Below are 7,935 nucleotides of genomic sequence, written 5' to 3'. Positions count from 1 at the left end.
TAAAGCTAAAAAGCTCTACCTTTACACGACTTCGTGGATTATCAGCCCACTTAAGTTATTTTTACATTCTCTTAACGGTGAAATTATACAAGAATTAAAAATAGTTGTCAACATTTTTAAATACTTATATTTTTTCTACAGCTTCAAGCATTTGTGGATTTTTAAACCAAAATGGTGTTTTAGCTTTTATAGGTATATTTCTAAAGCCTTGAACTAATACTATTATTTCACCAAAAGGTAAAGAGAGTAGTTCATCAGTTCTTATAAGAGGAACTCCTTCTAAATTTTCATTTGATGAGCTTGAACCACTATTAGAACTAAAGAAATCATTATTTTTACTTTTACTTGTACCTTTTTTAATTAATCTAGTTGTGTTTCCTATGCTATCAGAAAATGATTTTGCAGTTTGAGCTTCATTTTGTGTTAAAATGATTTTATAAGCTGTTGTAGCATCTAGCTCTTCCATTCCATGCCTTTGATATATTTCAGTTATTTGTCCATTTGATTGAAAGAAAAACATAGCTAATAAGCCATAACTTCTTCCAATAGCTGGAAGTTTTAACAAAATTGGGATACTTCCAAATCTTGGAAATTCATCTAGTAAAAATAATATGTTTAAATCATCTTTTTTCTTCTCTTTTTTTAGCAATGTTTTTACAAAAAAATCTAAAGTTAATCTTACTAAAGGTGCTAGTCTTTCTGTATCTATCTCTTTAATTTTAAAGTAAAAAGATATATTTTCTTCTCTCAATTGTTCTGGAGTAAATGAATTAAAAGAGAATGATTTAGCAACATAATCATCTTGAAAAACAAGTAGTTTTGTTTGAAAAGTTGAAAAAAGACCAGAAAATTCTTTTTCAGCTTTTTGAATTAAAGCATTTCCTAATTCTCTTGCAAGTTGTGGTAACTCTTGATTTTCTTCCAAAATTTCAAAAATATGTTCTTTGAGATTTTGACTAGAAAGAGCAAAGCTTCTTATTCCTGGAATGGAAATCACAGTTTTGTTTTTTTGTGAAATAAATATCAAATAAATAGCTATGAAAACAAATAAATTCTTTGATTCCAAATACCAATGGCTCATATCTGAATTTGAAACTTTGCTATTTTGAAAAATTAATTCAGCAATTTGGAGAACATGTTGATTTATTTCATTTTGATCAAAGTTTTCTATAATGCTTTTATCAAATGGATTAAAACCAGTTTTATTTTCTTTATTTGCTGGATCAAAAATAATTATTTTTGAAAAGTTACTTCTATAAGCAGCTGTTTTTTCACTAATCTCACCTTTTATATCAAGAACAAATAGTGATTGTTCATAAGCTAAAGCATTAGGAATAGTAAAACCAGCAGATTTCCCAGTTCCTGGAGGAGCAACACAAAGTGTACTTAGAGGCTCTTGACTTCTTAAAAGTCTAGTTCCTCTTTGACCTAGTATTATTCCACTTTTTGAATCTAGTTTGAATTTTTTTATATCATCAAAAGTTGCATATCTTGCATATCCATATTCATTATTATGTTTATTTTTAAATAAACTAACAATAAATAGTATAGGTAAAAATATAGTTGCAATAATATATACAGTTAATATCATAATAGAGTCTGGATATTTTGGATGTTGTGATTTTAAAAGATATAAGATTGTTTCAAAATTTGGAATATTGTTTATACTTCCAAATTGATGATATAATCCAAAAAATAATATGGCAATCATAAAAAACATTATTGCTATGATTGATAATAATATTTTCATATTAGTTTAACTCCTTTAAAGTTGCTTTATATGTAACTCTATCTATTCTTTTTAGATGAACAATAATATCAAGAGCATTTAAAATATATTTTTCTATAGCTCTTTCATTTCCACCAGCTCCAGCTAATGAAATATTCATAATTAGTGCTTCAATTGATTTATCTACACTATCAGCATGAAGTGTAGCCATACTACCTCCATGTCCTGTATTTAAAACTCTTAGAAAAGGTAAAGTATTGTCAATATCTAGCTCACCTAAAATAATTCTATCTGGTCTTAATCTAACTGCACTATTTATTAGATGAGCATAAGTTGTTTTTGCTATATCTGTTCCCATTTTACTTTTTAATAACCTTGTAACATTTGGTTGTGGAAGTTCAAGCTCTTTAGCATCTTCAATAGTTAAAATTCTCTCTTCGTGTGGTACTAAAGATAATATAGAGTTTAAAAAAGTAGTTTTACCACTAGAAGTTCCTCCAGCAATTAAGATATTTTTTTTAGTTAATATTGCATTTTTTAAAATACTTATCTCTTTTTCATCAAACCAAGTTTCAAGAGGGTATATATTTGCACTAGCACATCTTATAGCCATTGCAAAATTAGTATCTACAACACTTTTACCCATAATTTGAGTTCTATAGTTATATATAGGTAGAGTACAAGATAGTATAGGATGATATTCACCAAATTTTTGGTTTACAGTTGTTGCTAATTGTTGAGCGAAACCTTCTAAATATTCAAGAGTTAAAGAGTTGTCTTGAATATATTTAAATCCATTTTTTGTTTCTAATATTATCTCTCCTGGCTTGTTGATTATTACTTCAACAAGCCCTTTTGTATTTAAATATTTTTCTAGTGGTTCTAGAGTTCTTTGCATCAAAATATGAGTTTTCATCACGGCACAGCCCTATATCTTGTTGAGTTTGTAATTGTTAGTTTTGTTCCATCAATTCTTAGATATTCTGTTTTATTTTCAATTTTTTCTAGATTAGCCGATAACCCATAAGCAAAACTGTGAATATAACCATTTTTCTCTCCCATATAACAACCAACACCATAAATTCCAATACCAACAACTTCCCAAGAATCAGCTGTAGATTGCTTACTACAACCAGTATCAATGTTTGTTTTATATGTATTAATAGTTTGAATGATACCCCTATCTATGAGATTTCCATTATAATAATACACATCATTTGTTCTAGTAATTTGTGGACTTGTTGCAGAAAATTTACTTCCAACTTTTTCGCCAACGAAAAGTATAGAATAAGCAACTGGTTCGCTATAAAAAAAGTCCTCTCCATTTGGATATATTTTTTTATTTATAACAGTATCAATAAATGATATTCTTAATTTTCTAACTGAATGTTTTAACTCATCATTGTGTTCCCAATTTCCAGCCTCTTTAATATGAGGGAAATTAACATTATCTCTCACTGCATTTGTTAGATATTTTCTATCGTGAGTAACTGGGTCTATGTAGTAATCTCTTACAAGCCTATAAGATTGATTATTATGAAAGTCGTGTTCATATCCAACAAACTCTTGCTCTACTTTTATTTCATCGCTAATTGGACGGCATTCACTAATATATTCTATAGTGTCATCATATAAATTGATTGCATTTCTCTCAAAAACAATTACTTTTCCAACAGAATTAACGATATTACAAGTGGCTCTTGTGTTGTAGTGATTATAAACAATATTACTATCTCTACATTCACTTACATATTGTCTATCTCCATCTTTCATAAAATAAAATCTCTCTTGTTCATAAGATTTTTTATTTTGAAAATCGTGTCTTTTTTTACACCCTTCATAAGTAGATTTTAGCTCTTGTCTTTCCTCTTCATATTTACATCCTTCAACTTCAATTACTTTATCATCTAGCCTAGTTAGGGTTCTATAGTTTTCATATACTTCTTTATTTACATAATCAATTTTATTTTTACAAGCTTGATCATACTCTTTAAATAAAAGTAGCTCAAAAGTATTTTCACTATTTCCACACTCATTTAACCATTTTTTTTGACCATTTTGAGTGTAAAATGCTCTATGTTGTTCTATACCAATTTTTCTTTTTCTATCAATAACATTAGAACAAGTTTCGTTTGTCCATTTAATACTTTCTGTTTTATTTGTTTTTTGACAAGCTCCAATATATTTTCTACCAGTTTCTTGATTTACATAAGGTATTGTTGCAATAGTTACATAACCTTTTTCAAAATCAACAAAAGGTTGACATTGCTCTTCATCATAATAGATTTTTTGCATATCTTTGAAAGGACGACAAAGTCCATTTTCACTAGCAGTTTCTTGATAAGTTCCACCAGTCCAGTCAATAATAGGTTGACAACCTAAATCACCTTTAAATTGCTCTATAGGAGCAGTTTTATTACTGTTTACACACTGTGTTACATATACAGGTTCACTGTTATAGTGAAAAAAATATCTTTTCTGTAAGTTTGCTGTTTCATTATCAAGATTTGCTTTCCATTCGCAACCATTATGAGTTTCAACCAAATTGGCAGTTTTATCAGTTTTTTGACAAGGAGTAACTAAAATTTCTACTCCCATAGGCATAGCATAAGTTCTAGTACTTATTCTTGCAATATTTTTATCAAAATCTAATTCTTGAGGGCAACCTTGAGCAGTTGTATAGATGCTACTTGACATATTTGTAGGTACACAAGAACCATCAATATATTCAGTAACTGTATATATTCCATTTTCTATTATCGGTGGACATTTACTATATCTTGTTGAACTATCATTATTAGAACCACCACTTGAACTACCCCCACTATTAGAACCACCATTGTTTCCACTATCTGGAATAACTACAGGTGGAGTTGTATTGCTTCCTCCAGTTGAACCACTTCCCGAGCCACCGCTTCCCCCACTAGAAGAACCACCTCCAGAGCTTCCACCACCCCATCCACTAGATGAGTTTCCACTAGAGCTAGAGTCATTTGAATCAGAACTATTTGTAGAATTATTACCAAAGCCACCATCTGAAGCTAAATTTTCTTCATTACCACTTGTTAAATCTTTAACTGTATCACTAAAAGAGCTATCATTATCCATATTTCTAATTGCATTTGTAAGCTCTTCAGTGTTTCCAACAGCTTTTACAACAGTACCTCCAGTAATAGAAGTTGCTCTTGATGATACTTTTGTTAAAAATGGTGGTACATTTGCACTTTTTTGACCATCTCTTACAGTTGACCATACTATAGTTGTTCTAGTTTCACCATTACTTAGTTTTTCATAGTTAATATTTCCTTGAAAAATTGCTCTTCTAAATTCAGAACTAGCATTGCTTCCTAAAGAAACAAAATTAGCTCTAGCAACTTTTGATTTATTAATAGAAACACTATCAATTAATCTAAGTTGTATAATATTATTGTTTGCATTTGCAAAAACAAAAACTAAAAAAATTAGTACAATAATTTTTTTCATTTTTTATCTCCTTTTTCATTGTAATATGGACTTGGCAAGACCGTACCACTTGAATTTATAGGAAAATATATGTCATGAACTGGATTTATAAAAATTCTAGTTCCAGCTCTCATTGTTATTCTAGGTTTTACATTTAATTGCTCCTTTAAAATTTGTCCAGAAACTTCAGCAATACCATTTGTATAAGTAGTTGCAGTGTAAGCTTGATTTGGATCACTTGATTGTTTACTAATTGCATATCCAACAGCTGCATTAATAGTTGATAGTAAAATTGATAGACCATATCTTTCTGAAAGCCTTCTATCAATTTCTCCATAACCACCACTTCTTCCCATTGTATCAGCTAATTGTGAATCTTTTAAATTAATATTTACTCCTTCAGGAGTAATTATTCTATCCCATGTAGCAATTAATCTCTCATCTCCTATTCTTTGAAGAGGTAAATATCTTCCAACTGCTTTTGAACCTTTTGGAATTAAAATATCTCTTCCATGGAATCCATAAATATCATCTTCAATTTGTGCTGTTAATTTACCTTCAATATCAGAAACAAGTTCATTTATTAAAAGAGCTGGTATCATTCTATCAGCTGTAATAACTCTATTTAGATATACACTCTCACTAGCTTTATCTGTATCAATTTTATAGTGACCTTCCATTCGTGTAAATCCATAACCTTTTTCATTTTGTGTTAAAGCCATAGTTTTACCACTTGTAAATCTTTGCTTATTGATTTTATCAATTAGTTCCTGGTTTGGATTAGAGATAATTTGATTTTGAACAAATACATCTCTTGGAGGAGGAGGTGGAGGAGGTGGAGCTTTTTTTACCACCTTTTTAACTGGTTTAGGTTTTTCAACTATTGGTGGAGGAGGAGGTTCTTCTATTTGACTAAAAAAAGATGGATCTATTTCACTGTAAACATTTAAATCATCTTCTGTCACTTTATTAAAAAAAGCTAATTTTATTATAAATGCAATTATTGCAATAGAAGCTAAAACAACTATTGCAATTAAGATTAATTTCTTTTTATCTAAAGAGGATTTATTGAAATTTCTAATTTTAGATTTCATTTTAATCTTCTCTTTTTATACAGTGATGAGCTGTTCCACTTCTTAAAGTCCATCTTTTAGATAATGTTTCAGCAATGATAAAATCTCCTTCTATTCTAGAATTAACTGGAGTATCATAATCATCAACTACTCTATATACAACTGGTAGATTTTTAATTTTTCCATTTTGTGATTTAAAATAGAAATATGTAAATTTACCATCATCAAAAACTGTATCAGGTTTTATGTCATCACTTCCATTTAATGAGATATAACCAAAATTTGCATTTTGCATTTCTACTTTATTGCTCAAGAAATGAGATAACTCTTTTTTGTTTTCACTAGATATTTCTAAACTTTCAAAATCAGTTTTAAGTGGTTTAGGAGATGGTATTTTTCCATCTTTGCTTATATAGATTGTAAATATTGGTAAAAAAGGACTATCGTGATTGTCAGCTCTTAGGTAGAACTTATAAATTTTTCCACTAGCACCAACAACAATTAAATTTGTATCAGCTCCAGCTGTTTGAGGTCTTACTGTAAATAAATTTTCAGTTTGATAGTTTTTTACAATAATTGGTTTATATTTAAAAACTAAACTATCTCCTAAAGAGTAGCTAATTATTTTTTCACCAGGTGGTAAAACAAACATTGTTTCAACTGCTGTTCTAAGTCGAACTTTGTAAGTATTTTCATCTTCATATTTATAAACAGCTACATTTTCGTGCATATTTGATGTGTTAAAAGCTTTTTGAACACTATTTAAAGATGATGGAAACATATCTTGATTTGTATTGTTATCGCTTAATGATGTTTCATCTCTAAATGCATATGCAGATTGTATAAATAATAATACAATTATTAAAATTTTTTTCATTTTTACTTCCTTTGTGCTATAGAATATTCTTCAACTATTAATCCAAGTGGATTAAAATCTTTATCTTCATAATTTACATCTCTAGTTTTAAAACTCATTTTTAGAGTTGCAACCCAATAACCTTTTGATTGTTTTTGAGAAGTAGTACCAGCTCCATATATATCATTTGTTTCAAATTCAACTTGTCGTATATTATGACTTAGTTCACTAACTCTTAAAATTTTTATAGCTCTTTTAAAATCATTTTTTACATAAGGTGATTTTGAATGAGTAAAAATTGCTATCATATCATTCCAAGTTTTTTCATTTGATACAGATTTTATATATTCATATCGAATTTGTTCATCTACTTTATTCCATGTTTCTCTATCAACAACATATTTTTTAACAAAGTAATTAATCAATAAACTATCTGATTGAATATTTTGGTTCGGCTCTATAACTCTTACAAAATTAGAAGTTCCATCTACAAATTCAACAACCTTTACTTTTGTATCTTTTAGTGGAAATAGTGAAATAATCACTATTCCTAAAATTAATACAATACCTAATAAGGCAACTATTACTCTTTGTAGAAGAACATTATTAACCATTGCTGCTTTATATGCAACAGGACTTATAAGTTCAATTTCTTTATCCGCCATAGTAATCTTTCTCACTATCTAATGAATGATTGTTTTTTTGTATAGGAGCTTCTCTACAAGGACTTTTTAAAAGACCATTGCTGTCTTTTCCAACACAACCATTTACCACTAAAGCAAGTAATATATAAAACATAATTTTTCTCATTTTTT

General features: G+C 28.7%; 7 protein-coding genes. All 7 read right to left on the bottom strand.

Annotated features, from left to right (window positions below):
- Window positions 1-124: 124 nt before the first annotated feature.
- Genes CRU94_RS09470 through CRU94_RS09640 form a run of 7 tightly spaced genes read right to left on the bottom strand, consistent with a single transcriptional unit; the run spans window position 125 to window position 7,930 of the window.
- On the bottom strand, window positions 125-1,750 hold the full coding sequence (locus tag CRU94_RS09470; protein WP_129106532.1) for a type IV secretory system conjugative DNA transfer family protein: 1,626 nt from the start codon (window positions 1,748-1,750) through the stop codon (window positions 125-127).
- A 1-nt stretch (window position 1,751) separates the two neighbouring features.
- Window positions 1,752-2,645, bottom strand: a complete 894-nt coding sequence (locus CRU94_RS09465; RefSeq protein WP_129106531.1) for an ATPase, T2SS/T4P/T4SS family — start codon at window positions 2,643-2,645, stop codon at window positions 1,752-1,754.
- Window positions 2,645-5,212, bottom strand: a complete 2,568-nt coding sequence (locus CRU94_RS09780) for a hypothetical protein (RefSeq protein WP_129106530.1) — start codon at window positions 5,210-5,212, stop codon at window positions 2,645-2,647. Before CRU94_RS09780 ends, CRU94_RS09465 begins: the two co-directional genes overlap by 1 nt.
- Window positions 5,209-6,285 (bottom strand): TrbI/VirB10 family protein, encoded by a 1,077-nt coding sequence (locus tag CRU94_RS09455; protein ID WP_129106529.1) that lies wholly within the window; start codon window positions 6,283-6,285, stop codon window positions 5,209-5,211. Before CRU94_RS09455 ends, CRU94_RS09780 begins: the two co-directional genes overlap by 4 nt.
- Window position 6,286: 1 nt before the next feature.
- Window positions 6,287-7,141, bottom strand: a complete 855-nt coding sequence (locus CRU94_RS09450) for a TrbG/VirB9 family P-type conjugative transfer protein (RefSeq protein WP_129106528.1) — start codon at window positions 7,139-7,141, stop codon at window positions 6,287-6,289.
- Window positions 7,142-7,143: 2 nt separating this feature from the next.
- Window positions 7,144-7,785: a type IV secretion system protein gene (locus CRU94_RS09445; RefSeq protein WP_129106527.1), complete on the bottom strand. Its 642-nt coding sequence runs from the start codon at window positions 7,783-7,785 to the stop codon at window positions 7,144-7,146.
- Window positions 7,775-7,930, bottom strand: coding sequence for a hypothetical protein (locus CRU94_RS09640; protein ID WP_164698899.1), 156 nt, complete (start codon window positions 7,928-7,930; stop codon window positions 7,775-7,777). The genes CRU94_RS09445 and CRU94_RS09640 overlap by 11 nt, the downstream gene beginning before the upstream one ends.
- Window positions 7,931-7,935 lie beyond the last annotated feature (5 nt).

The sequence above is a fragment of the Arcobacter sp. AHV-9/2010 genome (assembly GCF_004116575.1).
Classification (GTDB): Bacteria; Campylobacterota; Campylobacteria; order Campylobacterales; family Arcobacteraceae; genus Aliarcobacter; species Aliarcobacter skirrowii.
Note: the sequence above shows the minus strand (reverse complement) of the source record. Positions and strands in the feature narration are given on the sequence as shown.